This is a genomic window from Chromobacterium piscinae, from assembly GCF_021129175.1.
Classification (GTDB): domain Bacteria; phylum Pseudomonadota; class Gammaproteobacteria; order Burkholderiales; family Chromobacteriaceae; genus Chromobacterium; species Chromobacterium piscinae.
The window spans coordinates 17,896-33,684 of sequence record NZ_JAJOHV010000051.1 but is presented as its reverse complement, the minus strand read 5'-3'; the positions used below and the strand labels follow the sequence as shown (position 1 = coordinate 33,684).

The following is a 15,789-nucleotide window of genomic DNA, read 5'->3' as shown; positions in this document are numbered from 1 at the left end:
GCGCTGCGCCGACGGCCGCTTGTGGCTGCATTGCGCCGACGGCGGCCGCCTGGCGGTGCTGGAGGCCGAGCTGGCCGGCCTGCCGCTGACCGCCGACAACTTCGCCGCCCGCGTCGCAGCCGACGCGCTGGCGCTGTGAACCGATTACCGAATTCGATTTTCCGCCCGCGGGCGGTTGAGGATATCCAATGAAAAAAGTACTGATCCTGGGCGTGAACGGCTTCATCGGCCACCACCTGACCAAACGCATCATCGAGACCACCGACTGGCACATCTACGGCATGGACATGCACGATGACCGCGTGGCCGAGTGGAAGGACCACCCGCGCTTCCACTTCTTCGAAGGCGACATCACCATCAACAAGGAGTGGATCGAATACCACGTCAAGAAGTGCGACGTGGTGCTGCCGCTGGTGGCCATCGCCACCCCGTCCACCTATGTGAACAACCCGCTGCGCGTGTTCGAGCTGGACTTCGAGGCCAACCTCCCCATCGTCCGCCAGTGCGTGCAGTACAAGAAGCACCTGGTGTTCCCGTCCACCTCGGAAGTGTACGGCATGAGCCAGGACGCCGAATTCGACCCGGAAAACTCCCAGCTGATCTACGGCCCGATCAACAAGCCGCGCTGGATCTACGCCTGCTCCAAGCAGCTGATGGACCGCGTGATCCACGCCTACGCGATGGAAGAAGGCCTGAACTACACGCTGTTCCGCCCGTTCAACTGGATCGGCGGCGGCCTGGACAACATCAACACGCCGAAGGAAGGCTCCAGCCGCGTGATCACCCAGTTCCTGGGCCACATCGTTCGCGGCGAGACCATCAAGCTGGTCGACGGCGGCCACCAGAAGCGCGCCTTCACCTATGTCGACGACGGCATCAGCGCGCTGATGAAGATCATCGAGAACAAGGACGGCAAGGCCTCCGGCCAGATCTACAACATCGGCAACCCGGTCAACAACTACTCGATCCGCGAACTGGCGCAAATGATGCTGGACCTCGCGCGCGTCTACCCGGAATACCAGCTGAACGCCGACAAGGTGCAGGTGGTGGAAACCACCTCCGGCCAGTACTACGGCAACGGCTACCAGGACGTGCAGAACCGTGTGCCGAAGATCGCCAACACCATGGCCGATCTGGACTGGAAGCCGACCGTCTCCATGGCCGACGCCCTCAAGGGCATCTACGACTACTACCGCGACCAAGTGGCGGCCAGCCGCGACTTGTCGGAGTAAGATCGGCGCGGGCCGAACTTCGGCCTGTCGAAATGCCGCTCATTCCCGGAAGGGTGGGCGGCATTTTTAATGCCCAACCAACCCTATTGTGTCCGCTGCGCGGACAGATATTTACATGGCGGGGCTGCCCGCCAGGCAGTCAGTCCAGCCACGCACCCAGCCAATCCCCCGACACTCTGGCCTAGGGCTGCTAACACGGCCAGTCGAGACAGTTGGTTCCGGGAAACGCCGCCGCTCATGCCATGCTCGGCATAGCAGGCGGCTGATCGGCAACCACTCGATCCCCTTCGGCCCGTGCCGGCGGAGCAGCCCCGCCTTGAAAATCATCATCCGCGCAGCGGACTCCATTTCGTTCCTCCATCAAACGAGTAATCGTTTACCCTGCTGAAAGCAGGCTCTCCACACCGACAGACACGCTCCTTCATGACTCACCACCTCCAGATCGTCCCCTACTCCCCAACCTGGCCGCAACGCTTCCAAGCCGAACATTCGTCGATCCTATCTGCCCTCGGCCCGCTGGCCGATGCCTGCGCGATCGAGCACATCGGTAGCACCGCCGTGCCAGACCTCGCCGCCAAACCCATCATCGACCTCATGCTGGGACTGCCCGCTCTCAGCGACCTGGAACCATACCTCCCAGCGCTTCAATCAACAGGCCTCCATCTTCAGCAACAAGCGGCGGCAGCCATGCCCGATCGGCATTATTTCGTCAAACCGGCCGCCCATCCTCGCGAAGTCCATCTGCACGCGGTGGCGCTGGACAGCGACTTCTGGCGCGATAAGCTGGCCTTCCGCGACGCGCTGCGCGCCGATCAACGACTGGCCGGGCAATATGCCGATCTGAAACGGCAACTGGCCTACGATCACAGTGGCGACCGCGCCGCGTACACTAACGCGAAGAGCGGATTTATCGCCTCCGTGTTGGCGATGGCGGCCGGAAAACCGCACGGCAAGCCCGCCACGCGGTAAACTCGCCAGCGATTCCGAATACTTGAACCTGCCATAACAATGAAAAAACTCGCCCTGAAGATAGACGTCGACACCTGGCGCGGCACCCGCGAAGGCGTGCCGCGGCTGATGGAGGCGCTGAAGCGGCATGACGCCGGCGCCACCTTCCTGTTCAGCCTGGGCCCGGACCACACCGGCCGCGCGATCAAGCGCGTGTTCCGTCCCGGCTTCCTGTCCAAGGTGTCGCGCACCTCCGTCGTCGAACATTACGGCATCCGCACCCTGCTGTACGGCACCGTGCTGCCGGGCCCGGACATCGGCCGCCGCGAAGCGGCCCTGCTCCGCGGCGTGCGCGATGCCGGCTTCGAGGTGGGCATCCATTGCTGGGACCACATCAAGTGGCAGGATTACGTCACCGGCAAGGACGCGGCCTGGACCCGCGCCGAGATGCACAAGGCGGCAAGGCGCTTCCGCGAGATCTTCGGCGAAGAGGCCCGCACCCACGGCGCCGCCGGCTGGCAAATCAACGATGCGGCGCTGGCCTACCAGCAGGAGCTGGGCATGCGCTACGCGTCCGATGGCCGCGGCAGCCACCCGTTCCAACCGCTGGACGCCGCCGGCCGGCCGCTGGGCGTGCCGCAGCTGCCCACCACGCTGCCGACGCTGGACGAATTGATCGGCCTGGACGGCCTGAGCAACGACAACGTCCACGAGCATCTGCTGAAACTGACCGAGGCCGAGACCGCCACCGGCCACGTCTACACGCTGCACGCGGAGCTGGAAGGCATGCGGCTGATGGAAGTGTTCGACCGCCTGCTCGACGGCTGGAAGCGGCAAGGCTACCAGCTGGTCAGCTGCGTCGATCTGTTCGACAGCCAGGATCTCGCCAATCTGCCGTCCGGCCGGGTGGTGATGGGAGAGATTCCCGGCCGCAGCGGCACACTGGCGCTGCAGGCCTGATCCGCCTTTCCGAACGCCCCGCCCGCGCGGGGCGTTTTGCGTGGAAGGGCTATGCTGAAAGTCTCTTCCTGTCGGAAACGCCGCCATGGACATCTCCTACTCCGAACGGCTGCTGCTGGCCAGCCTGGCCTTCCACTACGCCGTACTGATTCTCTGGTTCTGTCTGTTTTTCTTCTGCCGCGGCTGGCTGTACCGGCTGCACAGCCGCTGGTTCAGGCTATCCGAGCCGGCGTTCGACCTGCTCAACTACGGCGGCATCGGCCTGTACAAGATCCTGGTGTTCGTATTCAACCTGGCGCCGCTGCTGGCGCTGTGGCTGACGGCGCGCTGAAGCCCGCCGCCATCCGATAAACTCCATCATCCCCGACGTTTGCCTGCCGCTCGATGGCGGAGTCGGAAATACGTCATTTCACAGACATCAGGATCAATACGCGCCGACACAGGCTGTAGCTTCAGCACGCCATGGCGATGCTGCGCCAATTCCGGGTTTGACTAGCGGCTCCAGGCCTCGCCGCTTTCTTGGCACTCCTGCTGCCGATACCGGGCCATGTCCCGCCAACCCGTTCCCCCCCCAGCCAGGCTGGCCAGCTCCCACATTCATGGACTTCCATGTCATACCCATCGCGGTTCCGGGCCATCCAAATATTTACATGGGTTAATTCTAAAAAATAAAATATTCTTTTAGCTTGCCACTCTTGATGGAGCATGCACATGCTTAATGCGATCAGCCCATCGTCTTCCCCGATAACGACAAGCTCGCGCAGCGAAGCGGCCAAGCCCGCCGCCGCCAATCCAGCGAACGCCTCAAGTCCAAGCAGCGTGGAGACGCAGATCTCTCCGCTCGCCCGCTTGCTCGGCGAGAGCATGTCCCTGATGAAACAGCGTGAAAGCACGCTGAGCCGAGGCGAAATGGCCGGCATCGCCGACTCCGCGCTGAATGCGATTTGCGGCCCGGGCTACGACGCGCTCAAGTCGGTCCATTACCAGCAAAAACCATCCGATCCCGATCCGGCCAGGCAAAAGCTGGCAGCCGACGCCAACGCATTTCTCGAGGCGGATGGAAAAAACAGCCAACACGCGCTAAACCCGTTTGCCGGGCTCAACCGCGAGGAGCTGGATGCGGTGGCATCGGACGATAGCGGCCGCTACACCGTGAATGAACGACGCGCCGCTTATTTGGAGGCTTATGACATGGAACAGGCCTGGCGCCGGCAAGTCATGGCCGCGGGCCAGGCTGAGCGCGAGGCCACGGGGTCCCGGCGTCATTTCTACGAAGAAATATTGAATCATTACCAGGCCTTGTCCCCGCTGGAACAATCCCTCTATCCGGCAAGCTACAGCCAGAAATTACAGGCCCATATCCAGAGAGAGCCGGCCGTCGAAAACGACAGTTTCGACTGGTACCAAAAATTTCCCCTAGCCGCCGACAACAAGACCCCCACCTAATCCACTGACAAAAGACGATATGCACAAGATCACGCTTGCCGCTGCACTGCTTGGATTAAGCTCCAGCATCGCCCTTGCCGGCCCCACCGTTACCGTCACCTTCAAAAACCAGGGCAAAACCGATGTCCGATACCAGGTGATCGGCAAAAATGAAATCGAAACCCAGGCGAACGCCTCGCCGAAACCCGTCTCCGTCGTGCCGGCGGGCCGCAGCGACACTTACTATATCGCCAGCCCGCTCAGCCCCGACGTCAACTACGCCTTCGTTCGCTACACCGACGGCGCGCGCCAGTGCGAATTCCGCACCACCTTCGTCAATGTGCCCAAGCCGGGCGGCCTGTTGAACAATGGCGTGATTCCCAAAGTGCCGCAGTGGAACAAGACCGCCACCGGCAGCGGCGGCGCGTTCTGCAATGCCGAAATCACCTACTACAACATGGCCACGCTGGAGTGGTCGGTCGAGTTCACCATGCGTTAAGGCGCATGGCCGAACAAACGCAAACGGCGACGGTCTCGCGACCGCCGCCGTTTTTGTTGCCGCAGTAACCGGCTTACAGCTCGCGCTTGTTCAGGAACAGCGTCAGGCTGAGCCCGCCCTCGCCGTCGTTCTGCGACTGGATGTTCTTCAAGGTGATGCCCGACGGCAGCAAAACGCTGATGCCGTGGCCGACGCCGTAGCGCGACAGCGTCTTCTCCAGCTGCTTGGCCACCCCCTTGGCCGGCAGCCTGGCTTCGTCGTCCAGCTCGAAGCCGTACGACTCCGCCGCGCTGCCCAGCGCCACTTCCACTTGCTCACGCGGCACGAAGCGCTCGGCGGCGGCGGTCAGCGCCTTGGCCTGAACCTCTTCCGGCTGGCTTTCCACCAATTGCAGCAGCTCGTCCTTGAAACGCGCCTGCTGCATCGGATCTTCAATCTCGCCCGACAGCTGCTCCACCACGCTGGCTAGCATCTTGCTGCTGGACGCCTTGTCCGGCACCCGCAGCGCCTTCAGGAAATCGTCCAGCCAGAACTTGGCTTCGCGGCTCAGGCGGTCCACCGCGTACACCGTCGGGCCATGCTCCAGGATCAGCGCGCCCTTGTCGATCAAGCGCGGATTGATGCCGGAAGCGTGGCTGATGTCGAACACGCCGGCGCCGTCGATGATGGTGAGGAAGTCGTCGCGGATCTCGGACTTGAACACGCCCAGCGCGCGCATCTCGCGGTCGCCGTCGGACAGCCCGGCGAACTGGATCACCAGCAAGTCGCCGGCGCTGATGTTGGGATGCTGCGAACGGCCGTACAAATGCTTGGCGATGCGCTGCGACACCTCGAGGAAATCCACCTCGCCGCGGAAGAACTGGCGGGTGTAATGGTAGATCTCGTTCAGGTTGAGATCGGTCTCGTGGACGAACTGATGCTTCTTGCGATCGGAGACGATACCCTTCAGATAGCCGTCCAGCAGCAGGCCGGAGACGGCCTCGTCCACCATCGTGGTGCGCTCGGACAGCTGCAGCGGCTCGCCGCGCGTCGGGTTGCCCACCCGGTGCACCACCATGCATTCCACTCTAGATTCCGCTATCACCATCGCCGCGCTCCCGCAAAAGAATGGGCGATTATTGTCGCGCCCCGCCGGCTTGGCAAGCGCCGCCGGCCAGACTGTCGGCGAGAAAATCCACCAGCAGCCTCACCTTGGGGCTGAGCTGGCGATTATGCGGGTACAGCGCCCAGATGCCCTCTTCCGGCTCCGCGTAGTCGGCCAGCACCTCCACCAGCGCGCCGTTCTCCAGGTAGGCCGCCACATAGTAATCGGGCAGCTGCGCCAGGCCCATGCCGCGCACCGCAGCCTCGGCCAGCGGCGCGGCGGTGCTGCAACGCATCCGGCCCTGCACGCGGAAAGTCTGCCGGCGGCCGTTCACCTGCAGATGCCAGCCGTCGTTGCCGATCTGCAGGCACTGGTGCTGCAGCAGCTCCTGCGGCCGCCGCGGCGCGCCGTGGCGGACCAGGTAATCCGGCGACGCGCAGACGTGATGGCGCCGCTGCCCCAATTTGCGCGCCATCAGCGAGGAATCGGTCAGACGTCCTATCCGTATCGCCAGATCGTAGCCGTCGTGCACCAGATCTTGCACCTGGTTGGACAGATCCAGGCTCACCTCCAGCAATGGATAGCGCTGCATGAACTCCAGCACCAGCGGCGCGATATGGCTGTGGCCATAGGCCAGCGGCGCGGTCAGCTTGAGCTGGCCTTGCGGCTCGGCCTGCAACTGCGACACCGCCTGCTCGGCGTCCGCCAGCGATTCCAGCAACTGGCGGCAGTGCGTCAGATACAACTCGCCGGCCTCGGTCAGGCTGAGTTGGCGGGTGGTGCGGTACAGCAGCCGCGCGCCCAGCCTCTCTTCCAACTGGCCCACCTGGCGGCTGACCTGGGCGATGGAGATGCCCAGCCGCCGGGCCGCCCGGGTAAAGCTGCCGCTATCGGCCACGGCGGCGAATTCCTGCATTCCTTCCCAGCTGGCCACTTTTTCTCCATAGAAAAAATCATTTACCAATCTGGCCGATTATCGACAACCAGCAAAAAAATACAATGGTCGATTACCCAGAAACCCGTCAACGTGGAAAAGGAATCGCTGATGAGCCAGGACATCATTCGCTGCAAGGCCGCCGTGGCCTGGGCCGCCGGCCAGCCGTTGAGCATCGAAGAGATTGAAGTGCATCCGCCCAAGGCCGGCGAAGTGCGCGTGAAGATGGTGGCCACCGGCGTCTGCCACACCGACGCCTTCACCCTGTCCGGCGAAGATCCGGAAGGCGTGTTCCCCTGCATTCTCGGCCACGAAGGCGGCGGCATCGTCGAATCGATCGGCCCCGGCGTCGCCAGCGTGGCGGTGGGCGACCATGTGATCCCGCTGTACACGCCGGAATGCCGCGAATGCAAGTTCTGCCTGTCCGGCAAGACCAATCTGTGCCAGAAGATCCGCGCCACCCAGGGCAAGGGCCTGATGCCGGACGGCACCAGCCGCTTCTCCAAGGACGGCAAGCCCATCTACCACTACATGGGCACCTCCACCTTCAGCGAATACACGGTGCTGCCGGAAATCTCGCTGGCCAAGGTGAACAAGGCCGCGCCGCTGGAAGAAGTGTGCCTGTTGGGCTGCGGCGTCACCACCGGCATGGGCGCGGTGGTCAACACCGCCAAGGTCAAGGCCGGCGACAGCGTAGCCGTCTTCGGCCTGGGCGGCATCGGCCTGTCCGCCATCATCGGCGCGCGCATGGCCGGCGCCGGCCGCATCATCGGCGTCGACATCAACGAAGGCAAATTCGAACTGGCGAAGAAGCTGGGCGCCACCGACTGCGTCAACCCCAGCCATTTCGACAAGCCTATCCAGGACGTGATCGTGGAGATGACCGACGGCGGCGTCGATTTCTCCTTCGAGTGCATCGGCAACGTCAAGGTGATGCGCGCGGCGCTGGAATGCTGCCACAAGGGCTGGGGCGAGTCGGTGATCATCGGCGTGGCCGGCGCCGGCCAGGAAATCTCCACCCGACCGTTCCAGCTGGTGACCGGCCGGGTATGGCGCGGCTCAGCCTTCGGCGGCGTGCGCGGCCGCACCGAGCTGCCGGAATACGTGGAGCGTTACCTGAAAGGCGAATTCCGCCTGGACGACTTCATCACCCACACCATGCCGCTGGAGCGCGTCAACGAGGCCTTCGACCTGATGCACGAGGGCAAGAGCATACGCTCCGTCATCCATTACGCGCCGGTGCCGGCATGACCGGGCTGGAGAAGATAGCCGACAACCTGGCCTTCGGCGGCCGCCAGCAGCAATGGCTGCATGATTCGGCCACGCTGGGCTGCCGGATGCGCTTCAGCGTGTTCCTGCCCCCGGCGGCCGAACACGGCAAGCTGCCGTGGCTGCTGTGGCTGTCCGGCCTCACCTGCAGCGACGAGAACTTCAGCCACAAGGCCGGCGCGCAGCGCCTGGCGGCCGAGCTCGGCATCGCGCTGGTGATGCCGGACACCAGCCCGCGCGGCGAAGGCGTGGCAGACGATCCGGCCTACGATCTGGGCCAGGGCGCCGGCTTCTACGTCAACGCCGAGCGCGAGCCGTGGCGCGGCCACTACCGGATGTACGACTACGTCAGCCAGGAGCTGCCGGCGCTGCTGCGCCGCCATTTTCCGCTGAACGGCCGCTGCGCGATCGCCGGCCATTCGATGGGCGGCCACGGCGCGCTGGTCTGCGCGATCCGGCGGCCGCAGGACTACGTGTCGGCATCGGCGTTCAGCCCGATCTGCCAGCCGACCCAGGCGCCGTGGGGCCGCAAGGCCTTCGCCGCCTATCTGGGCGACGACGAGGCGGCCTGGGCCGAGTGGGACGCCAGCCTGCTGCTGGCCGAGCGCGGCTGCCCGCTGCCGCTCCGGGTGGACGTCGGCCTGGCCGACGCCTTCCTCGCCGAGCAGCTGCGGCCGGACGCGCTGCAACAGGCGGCGCGCCGCGGCGATGCCCGGCTGGAGCTGCACCGCCACGCCGGCTACGACCACAGCTACTATTTCGTCGCCAGCTTCATCGACGAGCACCTGCGTTTCCACGCCCGCCACCTGCTGGCCTGACGCCGGATCCGGAACGCAAAAAAGCCAGGCTCGAGAGCCTGGCTTTTTTGTTTGAGTCTGGTGGAGGGAGAAGGATTCGAACCTTCGAAGGCTTAGCCGCCGGATTTACAGTCCGGACCCGTTGACCGCTGGGGTAACCCCTCCAGAGCGGCGCATCATATCGGCTCGCAATATAACTGTCAACCATCCGCGGAAAATGGCAAGCGCGACAGGCTCCCAGCCGCCGGCGACTTCTGCCGTGAACCAACCGCGCAGCGCCCGCTCGTCGCCAGGAATGCCCGGCGGAATGGATAAAACACGCTACAGCTCCTAGGCAAAACCAGTCAAGACATCCGCCATCCCCAACAAGCATGTGCCATGACGGAATCCAAATTTTCCCATAGCCCAGTCCTTTGCATGTCGCGCCCCCATCAGGCGAGTCGCCTGAAAATGATGAAGTCATCCATTCACATTCCCTCATGCCCTCCGTTTTCCCATTAGCCACCGCCAAAAAAATGCCGTCAACATTCACCAAGGGCTTTATCGCCGCGAAGTTGTCGCCGTCATGCTCGCCGACTCGCGCCCTTAGGCCCATCGCGGAAAAAAGATGCACAGCCATATCGATGTTTCGAACGGCCGGCAACGGCCATCCACCCGGCTTGCCGACTTCCCTCTGTTGGACAATCTGTCCCCCGGCCTGCTGCGGCATATCGAACTTCACGCTGCGCCCATCAAGGGCAAGCAGCGCAAGCTGCTTTTTTTGCGCGGCGACCCGGAAGACTTCATCGGACTGGTGCTGCAAGGCAGCGTCTACCACACCTTGCAGGAACCGGATGGCCACGAGGTCATCATCGACTACTCATGTCCCGGGGAACTGGTGGGGGAGAGCGCGCTGCTGCATCCCGGCCTGCGCAACTGCACCGCCCAGCTCAGCCGAGACTGCCATCTGCTTGCGCTTCACCGACAGCATTTCCGCGATCTGCAGAACGATCCGCTACTGATGTCCCGCATCCAGCAACAACTGTGCAGGCGGCTGCAACGCATCAGCAGCTTCGTCGAAACCGTCTGTCTGTATCGGCTGGAAGCCAGGTTGGCCCGCCACCTGCTGACTGAAATCGACCAGCACGGCCATCCTGGCCCTGATGGCCCCACTCTTCCATTGACCATCAATCAAACCATTCTGGCGGCCATGCTCAACGCCAGCCGCCCCCGGCTGAACGCGCAATTGAAGCAATGGCAGCGCGCAGGGCTGATCCAGCTCACCCGCCATGCGCTGAAAGTGTGCGATCCGGCCCGGCTGCGTCAGATCGCCCAACACCCCAACTAGTCCAAATAAGTATTTTTAATAGAAAATATATTCACATGTCACAAAGGTGACAGATCAATTTCCGCGCTTTCGCCATCCTGCAATCCCGATTGTCATGACATGAATGGATGGCGAAATGCTGAACCACAATACGGTTTCTCCTTCCGACCTCGGCCGCTGCCTGGAGCCGGTGTGGCGCGAGGTCTACTCCAAACTGCAGCGCCGGGCGCGTCATTTGTGCAAAGGCGATGTCCACCGCGCCGACGAGCTGTTGTCGGATACCGCCCTCAAGGTCCATCTTTACCTTCAGCATTCGCCGGGCAAAGTGCAGAACCTCGCCGGCTTCCTGTTCCTGGCGCTCAACCACGCCTTCCTGGATTTCGTCCGCCGGCAGCGTCGGGAAATCCGCGTTCTGGATCCGGATGCCGACCTGGACAGCGATTCGATACATGCGCGCGCGGGCAGCGCACCCACCCCGGAGCAGTGGCTGACTTTGCAACAACAACTGGCTCGGCTGGAGGAAATCGTCCACACCTTGAAACCGGAGCAACAGCGCTTGTTTCAACTGAAGTTCGAACAGGACCTGCCCTACCCGCAAATCGCAGCTCAGCTGGGCATCAGCGAAACGCTGGCCCGCAAGCGAGTGGAGCTGCTGCGCAAGGCGCTGCGCAAGCAGCTGGAAACCGGTTTCACGGCGGCGGCAAACAGCCGTTCCTAAAGCAAGCATTCAGCGGTTTCAACCGTAAACAAAGGATTGCAGCGCCATGACTAACCCATTTCCCGCCTCGCTCCCCGGCATCCTGACGCTATGCGCCTTGCTGGCGCTGCTGCTGGAGCGAATGCTCATCGTGATTCCTTCCCGCGCCGCCTTGAAGTTGCCGCTATTCGACCTCTGCTGCATCGGCGCCGCCTTTCTGCTGTGCGATCTGCTGCGACTGCGCCCAGTCGCCGCGCTGCAACCGGCCTTGTTGCCCGCGGCGGCGGATAGCGGCTTGGCCGCCTTGCTCGTCGCGGGCATGGCCATCTTGCTGAGGCAGGCGTCCGGCCGAGAAAAAGCGCCGCCGCGTCCAGCGGCACCTTCTCCGCGCCGCGCCTTCCGGCTAGGCAATCTGACCACATCGCCGTACCACATCTCCTCCGTTCGGAGAGCGAAGAAATGACGGCCACGCTGGGCAGGCTGATCAGCGGGCTGAAACGAGCGGTGATCGAGGCGCAGCGCAGCGTCTGCCATCAGCACATCGAGGAGCTGCAGCAGTTTTTCGTGCCGGATCAAGATCAAGACCCCTCGCTCAGCTTCCCTGAAGGCGCCTGGACCGCGCGCATGGTGGGCATGAACGTGCCGCGCGAAGTCAGCCGCAATGGCGCGGTGGCGCTGGAGCACCATGAAGTGCAGGTGCCGCTGATCACGCTGCTGCCGCTGAAAAGCTTCGCCATCAAGCAGGTGGAGATACTGACCACCCTCAAGCTGGAGCTGGCCGAATCGCCCGATGGCGGCGAAGACGAAGACGCTGCCGACGTGCTGGTCTCCATGCGCCTCCAGGACGAACAGACCGCCGAGCTCAAGATCGTGATCCAGGGGCTGGAGCCGCCCGCCGGCTATCAGCGCATAGTGGCCGCCTACGAAAAACTGCTGAACGCCCAGTTGCCCACCTGAACCTCATAAGAAAGCCAGGAGAAAACCATGTCCCCCCCATCCGACGACAAGCTGCTGAGCATGGCCCAGCAGTTTTCCGGCCTACCGATGAAAGCGCTGATAGGCGGCCCCTTGCAGGCGGCGGTCCAAGCCCAGCACAGCCTGGCATTGACCCAGACCCAATCCATGCTGGAAAGCGGCTTCAGCCGCGTCAACGGCAGCGACGGCAAACTGGCAGGCTACCGGCCGCTGACCGTCGCCATCGAACTGTCCGCCGGACGCCCGGCGGAGAACGGCGCGCCGGCGCAATCGGCACTGACGCTGAATCTGCCAGTGCTGACCCTGCTGCAACTGCCAACGCTGGCCATCCGCTCGGTGGACATCGCCTTCGACATGGAGGTGAAGTCCAGTTTCGAACGCGCCAGCGACGAGCAAAGCGCCAGCAAGCAGGATGCCGACGCCAGCTGGGACGCGCGCGCCGGCTGGGGCGCGTTCGGCGTGGAGCTTAAGGGCTCGGTCACCCATTCATCCTCCCAATCGCGCGCAGACAAACAGGGCAGCAGCCAGGACAACAACGCCCACTACCACGTGGAGATCAAGGCTGAACAGCAAACCATGCCGGAGGGCATCAAACTATTGCTGCAAGCGTTCGCCAGAAACATGGAAGCCTCTCCGCTGCCGATAGACGCCAAGTCCTAACCTGGACGCCATCCAGCGCCCCCCTCCGCCGGACCTTCCGCACCGATTCCCTGGCCCCTAGCCATGGAGACATCAAGGATGAACTTCATGCTGTTGCACTTCATTTCACTGCCATCGTCGCTGCAGATCGCGGCCTGGGCCGCGTCCGGCTGCGCGCTGGCGGTCGCCATCCACTTCTTCATGCGCAAGCTCGCGCCGTCGCACATCACCCAGCTGCAGAGCGCGGAGGTTGGCGTCATCATCGCCGTAGTCGGCATTTTCTACGGCTTGATCATCGCCGCGCTCCTGGTGCGCGCCATCGCCCATTTCGACACCTCGATTGAAGTCGCCGAACGCGAAGCCGGCCTCGCCGCCTCGCTGTACCGGCTGAGCGCGCAAGGCCTGCCGGGCTCTCGCCTCAAGATGCAGGACGGGCTGCGGGATTATCTCGACGCCGTCATCCAGCGCGAGTGGCCGCTTCAACAAAAAGGCGAAGCCGTGCCCGTGTCATCCCCGCAGTTGGGCCGGCTGAGCCACATCCTGTCCACGGTCTATCCCGCCAACCGCAAAGAAGCCCAATACCTGGCCCTGGCGCAAGGCGCGCTTGACGAGCTCTACGCCAGCCGCCACACCCGGCTGTTCAACCAGGCGATGACCATTCCATGGGAAATCTGGTGCATCAGCCTGATAGGCGAAGTGCTGCTGGTGTTTTTCGCCTGGCTGATGCACGTGCCAAGCAAAGGCGTGCACTTCTTTCTCAGCTGCGCGATGGCCACCTCAATCTCCATCGTGCTGGCCATCATCCTGATCTACGACACCCCGTTCTACGGCGACATCTGCGTGTCGCCGGAACCGTACCAAAAAGCGCTGGCCGCCATCCGCGCCGGCAGCCTGGATTTGTAACGCCGGAAAAACTTTTCACACCCTTCATGGCGACGCGTCCGTATGGCAAGCGCATGCCGCGCCCTCATCAACCTCACCCGCGATCCAGGAGCAAACATGGCAGACAACGCCTCAGTCAACGGACAGATCACCGACGCAGTCACCCAGACCAACGTCAAGGTCGTGGCCGAAGCCCCAGCCCAGGCCATGGCCGCGCTATACCAGGTGGCCAGCCACTCCGCCGGCCTGGCGCTGCAAAACTCGGTGCACAGCCAGCAGGCGCTGAACCAGATCAATAGCGCGGTGATTTCCAAGGCGGTAGCGATGATCCTGTCCGTCGGCGAGAAGAGCTGACCCGATAAACCAGGGAGGATGGAAGCATGGGCCTGACAGACCTGATCAAGAATAAGTTTGGCGGCGGCGACAAAACGCCGGCATCGCCGGCCGAAATCCCGCCTGTGGACAGCCCTCAAGCCGCAGCGGACGCTACAGCGCCCTCCGTCTCCGGCGCAAGCGACGCGCAAGCCGCGCCAGATGGAGACAAGGCGGCGGCGGCATCTCCCGCCGACGCGGCGAGCCCCAAGGCGCCGCCATCCGCCTCCGCGCCCGAACCGCCGCCCCAGCCCGCCTCCCCGCCCCCTTCCTCCAGCCCGCTGCGCGGCTTCACCGAGAAGCTCAGCACCGCGCCCGGCGGCGGCGGCGGTACCGACGCGCTGAACAGCAAGATCGTGCAAGCGGTGCAGCTCACCAACAGCGAAACCGCCGCCTACGCCGGCAACCAGATCGCCGTCGCGCCCAACATGATGATCACCCAGGCCAGCGGCTTGGTGGCCCAGGCCGGCGCCAACTACTTCGACGGCGCCAGCAAACTGGCCCTGGCCAGCAAGAGCGTGCTGCTGAAAAACATGACCGAGAAATTCGCCGCCGAGGACATCAAGGGCGGCGTCGAAGACGCGCTGGGGATCTTGATTACCGATCTACTGGTCGGCACCGCCGCGGCGGTGGCCGCGGCGGCCGGCGCTATGGAAGGCGAAGCCGCACATATTGCTTTGGATAAGATTGATCAGAGTCTAAATAAGTACCAGGCGATTCTTGGGAAAAAAGTCAATTAATATCAATCTAACCAAAAATCTCATAAACATCCCCATGCAAATACCAATACAAAGAGGCATATTTAAAGATCATTTGACACTGCCCTGCACCACTCGAGCAACAATTGATGACAGCCCCTTCAACTATCCACCGGATGGAGTTTAAGATGCTAAAAAATTCAAAATTATTCATAAAGCAAATGCTGACCGACCTCCCAATTTACGGGACCGATATAATAAAAAAAATAGACAAAACAACCATGCAGAGAATATTGCATCTAAAGCCAGAAGACCAATTAGTCATTGATTCAGAAACCCACATATGGGGCGGGCACAAATACGCTTTCATAAACAGAATAATGCCACCGAAAAATACGTCTGATCTGTCACATCGCGCTCTAGACTCCTTCATGCTGATGCTAGGAAGACCAACCATACTCGATTCAACTGATGAGGATAGAGTCGCAACATTTGGAACAGGCGATAAAGTTTTTGCACCAACCAGTGGTGAGTTTTCCATAGATACTGAGTTAGCGGGGGAAAAAATAACTGGAGGTGGATTAACAGCCATCACCACCGATTGCCATGCACTCAATGGCGCACTTGCCCACGCCTGCATAAAGACAGACAATTGTTATTTCATGGCACGCGCTGGAAAAGGACAATTCCCAGTCCCATTCATATCAGGCCCCGTTGATTACATGAACTGCAAACTGGGCACGCTATTATGGCAAAAAACGGACTGGATCTACGACTACTTCGAGCATGGAAGAGAAAAATTTAAGGCCTTTTACGGTGAAGACGTCTTAGAACAAATAGATTCCATTCTTGAGGCAAACTCATACAATTGGGTCTCTAGAAAAAATGAATCATTTCTAGGCACTGGTGAAGGTACTTTTCTGGGAAATCCATATGGATCGTCAGGAGACATGCTCATCGCCGCAATCAACTTAGGTTTTACCACGCGTTGGGCTCAAGAAAAGTGGCTCAAATACAAATCTAAAAATTGAACCCGAGTAACCAGGTAGCGCGGATAGGCCCAAGAGGCCAA

The 15,789-nt window shown here is 62.0% G+C and carries 19 protein-coding genes and 1 tRNA gene; 17 read left to right on the top strand and 3 right to left on the bottom strand.

The annotated features are described in order from the left end of the window. Positions 1-188 precede the first annotated feature (188 nt). The 6 genes from LQR33_RS13600 to LQR33_RS13575 all read left to right on the top strand — a co-directional run bounded on the left by LQR33_RS13600 (position 189) and on the right by LQR33_RS13575 (position 5,064). Positions 189-1,232, top strand: a complete 1,044-nt coding sequence (locus LQR33_RS13600) for a bifunctional UDP-4-keto-pentose/UDP-xylose synthase (RefSeq protein WP_021476904.1) — start codon at positions 189-191, stop codon at positions 1,230-1,232. 423 nt (positions 1,233-1,655) lie between these two features. After that, complete coding sequence (locus tag LQR33_RS13595) at positions 1,656-2,201, top strand: GrpB family protein (RefSeq protein ID WP_166439438.1); 546 nt, start codon at positions 1,656-1,658, stop codon at positions 2,199-2,201. Positions 2,202-2,240: 39 nt separating this feature from the next. Further along, the gene (locus LQR33_RS13590; protein ID WP_166439439.1) at positions 2,241-3,140 is read left to right on the top strand and encodes a 4-deoxy-4-formamido-L-arabinose-phosphoundecaprenol deformylase; all 900 of its coding nucleotides are present in this window, start codon (positions 2,241-2,243) and stop codon (positions 3,138-3,140) included. A gap of 85 nt (positions 3,141-3,225) precedes the next feature. Then, on the top strand, positions 3,226-3,471 hold the full coding sequence (locus tag LQR33_RS13585; RefSeq protein ID WP_231469332.1) for a DUF6868 family protein: 246 nt from the start codon (positions 3,226-3,228) through the stop codon (positions 3,469-3,471). A gap of 380 nt (positions 3,472-3,851) precedes the next feature. Beyond that, positions 3,852-4,586 (top strand): hypothetical protein, encoded by a 735-nt coding sequence (locus tag LQR33_RS13580; RefSeq protein WP_231469329.1) that lies wholly within the window; start codon positions 3,852-3,854, stop codon positions 4,584-4,586. Between the two features lie 19 nt (positions 4,587-4,605). Then, positions 4,606-5,064: a hypothetical protein gene (locus tag LQR33_RS13575; RefSeq protein WP_021476911.1), complete on the top strand. Its 459-nt coding sequence runs from the start codon at positions 4,606-4,608 to the stop codon at positions 5,062-5,064. 73 nt (positions 5,065-5,137) lie between these two features. Here the strand turns inward: LQR33_RS13575 and LQR33_RS13570 are convergent, their stop codons facing one another. Further along, on the bottom strand, positions 5,138-6,151 hold the full coding sequence (locus LQR33_RS13570; protein ID WP_166439442.1) for a nucleoid-associated protein: 1,014 nt from the start codon (positions 6,149-6,151) through the stop codon (positions 5,138-5,140). A gap of 28 nt (positions 6,152-6,179) precedes the next feature. Beyond that, on the bottom strand, positions 6,180-7,082 hold the full coding sequence (locus LQR33_RS13565) for a LysR substrate-binding domain-containing protein (RefSeq protein WP_231469326.1): 903 nt from the start codon (positions 7,080-7,082) through the stop codon (positions 6,180-6,182). A gap of 111 nt (positions 7,083-7,193) precedes the next feature. Between LQR33_RS13565 and LQR33_RS13560 the strand changes: the two genes are divergently transcribed. Then, the gene (locus tag LQR33_RS13560) at positions 7,194-8,333 is read left to right on the top strand and encodes an S-(hydroxymethyl)glutathione dehydrogenase/class III alcohol dehydrogenase (RefSeq protein WP_269326255.1); all 1,140 of its coding nucleotides are present in this window, start codon (positions 7,194-7,196) and stop codon (positions 8,331-8,333) included. 5 nt (positions 8,334-8,338) lie between these two features. Beyond that, positions 8,339-9,169, top strand: coding sequence for an S-formylglutathione hydrolase (gene fghA, locus LQR33_RS13555; protein ID WP_378077422.1), 831 nt, complete (start codon positions 8,339-8,341; stop codon positions 9,167-9,169). Positions 9,170-9,227: 58 nt separating this feature from the next. Here fghA and LQR33_RS13550 read toward each other — a convergent pair. Then, a tRNA-Tyr gene (locus tag LQR33_RS13550) sits at positions 9,228-9,313 on the bottom strand. A gap of 442 nt (positions 9,314-9,755) precedes the next feature. Between LQR33_RS13550 and LQR33_RS13545 the strand changes: the two genes are divergently transcribed. The 9 genes from LQR33_RS13545 to LQR33_RS13505 all read left to right on the top strand — a co-directional run bounded on the left by LQR33_RS13545 (position 9,756) and on the right by LQR33_RS13505 (position 15,748). Then, a complete protein-coding gene (locus LQR33_RS13545) occupies positions 9,756-10,475 on the top strand; it encodes a Crp/Fnr family transcriptional regulator (protein WP_221668097.1) in 720 nt (239 codons plus the stop codon). A gap of 115 nt (positions 10,476-10,590) precedes the next feature. Then, positions 10,591-11,172 carry an RNA polymerase sigma factor gene (locus LQR33_RS13540; protein WP_221663999.1) on the top strand — a complete coding sequence of 194 codons (582 nt, stop codon included), beginning with the start codon at positions 10,591-10,593 and terminating at the stop codon, positions 11,170-11,172. A 46-nt stretch (positions 11,173-11,218) separates the two neighbouring features. Further along, positions 11,219-11,614, top strand: coding sequence for a hypothetical protein (locus LQR33_RS13535; RefSeq protein WP_221664000.1), 396 nt, complete (start codon positions 11,219-11,221; stop codon positions 11,612-11,614). After that, the gene (locus LQR33_RS13530; protein ID WP_231469324.1) at positions 11,611-12,108 is read left to right on the top strand and encodes a DUF2589 domain-containing protein; all 498 of its coding nucleotides are present in this window, start codon (positions 11,611-11,613) and stop codon (positions 12,106-12,108) included. The genes LQR33_RS13535 and LQR33_RS13530 overlap by 4 nt, the downstream gene beginning before the upstream one ends. Positions 12,109-12,135: 27 nt before the next feature. Then, positions 12,136-12,786, top strand: coding sequence for a DUF2589 domain-containing protein (locus LQR33_RS13525; protein ID WP_221668100.1), 651 nt, complete (start codon positions 12,136-12,138; stop codon positions 12,784-12,786). Positions 12,787-12,873: 87 nt separating this feature from the next. Continuing rightward, complete coding sequence (locus LQR33_RS13520; RefSeq protein ID WP_221664004.1) at positions 12,874-13,668, top strand: bestrophin-like domain; 795 nt, start codon at positions 12,874-12,876, stop codon at positions 13,666-13,668. A 96-nt stretch (positions 13,669-13,764) separates the two neighbouring features. Continuing rightward, the gene (locus tag LQR33_RS13515; RefSeq protein ID WP_166439451.1) at positions 13,765-14,001 is read left to right on the top strand and encodes a RebB family R body protein; all 237 of its coding nucleotides are present in this window, start codon (positions 13,765-13,767) and stop codon (positions 13,999-14,001) included. 26 nt (positions 14,002-14,027) lie between these two features. Beyond that, complete coding sequence (locus LQR33_RS13510) at positions 14,028-14,759, top strand: hypothetical protein (RefSeq protein ID WP_231469323.1); 732 nt, start codon at positions 14,028-14,030, stop codon at positions 14,757-14,759. 107 nt (positions 14,760-14,866) lie between these two features. After that, on the top strand, positions 14,867-15,748 hold the full coding sequence (locus tag LQR33_RS13505; protein WP_166439634.1) for a hypothetical protein: 882 nt from the start codon (positions 14,867-14,869) through the stop codon (positions 15,746-15,748). Positions 15,749-15,789 lie beyond the last annotated feature (41 nt).

Excerpts from the sequence above, each read along its gene's own strand:
- LQR33_RS13585 (WP_231469332.1), top strand. The coding sequence starts at position 3,226 with ATGGACATCTCCTACTCCGAACGGCTGCTGCTGGCCAGCCTGGCCTTC.
- LQR33_RS13560 (WP_269326255.1), top strand. The coding sequence starts at position 7,194 with ATGAGCCAGGACATCATTCGCTGCAAGGCCGCCGTGGCCTGGGCCGCC.
- LQR33_RS13530 (WP_231469324.1), top strand. The coding sequence starts at position 11,611 with ATGACGGCCACGCTGGGCAGGCTGATCAGCGGGCTGAAACGAGCGGTG.
- LQR33_RS13520 (WP_221664004.1), top strand. The coding sequence starts at position 12,874 with ATGCTGTTGCACTTCATTTCACTGCCATCGTCGCTGCAGATCGCGGCC.
- LQR33_RS13515 (WP_166439451.1), top strand. The coding sequence starts at position 13,765 with ATGGCAGACAACGCCTCAGTCAACGGACAGATCACCGACGCAGTCACC.
- LQR33_RS13510 (WP_231469323.1), top strand. The coding sequence starts at position 14,028 with ATGGGCCTGACAGACCTGATCAAGAATAAGTTTGGCGGCGGCGACAAA.
- LQR33_RS13595 (WP_166439438.1), top strand. The coding sequence starts at position 1,656 with ATGACTCACCACCTCCAGATCGTCCCCTACTCCCCAACCTGGCCGCAA.
- LQR33_RS13525 (WP_221668100.1), top strand. The coding sequence starts at position 12,136 with ATGTCCCCCCCATCCGACGACAAGCTGCTGAGCATGGCCCAGCAGTTT.
- LQR33_RS13600 (WP_021476904.1), top strand. The coding sequence starts at position 189 with ATGAAAAAAGTACTGATCCTGGGCGTGAACGGCTTCATCGGCCACCAC.
- LQR33_RS13505 (WP_166439634.1), top strand. The coding sequence starts at position 14,867 with ATGACAGCCCCTTCAACTATCCACCGGATGGAGTTTAAGATGCTAAAA.
- LQR33_RS13575 (WP_021476911.1), top strand. The coding sequence starts at position 4,606 with ATGCACAAGATCACGCTTGCCGCTGCACTGCTTGGATTAAGCTCCAGC.
- LQR33_RS13545 (WP_221668097.1), top strand. The coding sequence starts at position 9,756 with ATGCACAGCCATATCGATGTTTCGAACGGCCGGCAACGGCCATCCACC.
- LQR33_RS13535 (WP_221664000.1), top strand. The coding sequence starts at position 11,219 with ATGACTAACCCATTTCCCGCCTCGCTCCCCGGCATCCTGACGCTATGC.
- LQR33_RS13540 (WP_221663999.1), top strand. The coding sequence starts at position 10,591 with ATGCTGAACCACAATACGGTTTCTCCTTCCGACCTCGGCCGCTGCCTG.
- LQR33_RS13590 (WP_166439439.1), top strand. The coding sequence starts at position 2,241 with ATGAAAAAACTCGCCCTGAAGATAGACGTCGACACCTGGCGCGGCACC.
- LQR33_RS13580 (WP_231469329.1), top strand. The coding sequence starts at position 3,852 with ATGCTTAATGCGATCAGCCCATCGTCTTCCCCGATAACGACAAGCTCG.
- LQR33_RS13570 (WP_166439442.1), bottom strand. The coding sequence starts at position 6,151 with ATGGTGATAGCGGAATCTAGAGTGGAATGCATGGTGGTGCACCGGGTG.